2 protein-coding genes are annotated in these 929 nt (G+C 68.1%); both read right to left on the reverse strand.

Annotated elements, in window-relative coordinates; translation table 11 throughout:
• Positions 1 to 205: cellulose binding domain-containing protein (locus Ari01nite_RS49470; RefSeq protein WP_203791707.1), on the reverse strand; the 205-nt coding region annotated here is incomplete at its 3' end.
• A gap of 12 nt (positions 206 to 217) precedes the next feature.
• Positions 218 to 929: glycoside hydrolase (locus Ari01nite_RS49475; RefSeq protein ID WP_498371187.1), on the reverse strand; the 712-nt coding region annotated here is incomplete at its 5' end.

Raw genomic sequence — 929 nt, forward strand, 5'->3', positions numbered from 1 at the left:
TCAGCGTCCAACCGCTCAGCGGGTCGCCGAGATTGGTGATGGTCACGTTGGCACCGAAACCGCCCTGCCACTGCGACGCCACGGTGTAGTTCACCGAGCAGCCCGCGGCCGCGGCAGCCGGCAGCGCGGTAGCGACCGCCGTCGCACCCAGCACCAGGGCGCCGGCGGACATCAGGGCGACCTTGGCCGATCTGAATTGAGTCATGAGGGATTCCTGTCAGAGAGTGAAAACGAGGGTGGAGATGCTGCGGGCCGGGACGCTGATGGTGGCCTGTCCGCCGTTCACGGCGGCCGGCTGGCTCGCCGAGTTGGCACTCTGCGAGGTGACCGTGTAGTCCGCCCGCGCGACGTTCTGCGGCGCCTGGACCACGGCGTTGTTCACCGCGCTGGCCGACCGGTTGAGGATCACCAGGGTGACCTTGCCGCCGCCGGAGTAGGCGGTGACCTCCAGCGGCGAGGCCTTGGAGCTCTTGGTCAGAGCGACCCGCTGGTAGCCGGGCCGGACGTGCTTGGCGTACTGCGAGAAGGCGAAGCCGCGCTTGAGCGGCGCGCCGGCCGTGGTGCCGAACGCCGACTCGCCGTCGCCGATGAACGAGTAGTAGCGCTTGCCGTACCACCAGACGTACGCGGTCCAGTTGGCCTCCATCGACCGGTGCACGGTGCGCATGATGTCGTCCAGCGTCTCGTCCCAGACCGCCTGGTTGCCCGGGTTGCCCCAGATGTTCGAGCCGTTGCCGTCGGCCTCGTGGAGGTTCCACTCGGTCATCCACACCGGCTTGCTGTTCTGATCGGCCAGCGGGTACGACTTCAGCCGCCCGGACGCCTCGGTGCCGTACAGGTGGCCGCCGATGTAGCCGACGTTGTTGCGGGCGGTCGCGTCGTTCAGGGTCGGATCGGTGTAGCTGTAGTTCAGGTTCACCGCCTCGGCG

Origin of the sequence: Paractinoplanes rishiriensis, assembly GCF_016862375.1 — a bacterium.
In the GTDB taxonomy this organism is placed as follows: Bacteria; Actinomycetota; Actinomycetes; order Mycobacteriales; family Micromonosporaceae; genus Actinoplanes; species Actinoplanes rishiriensis.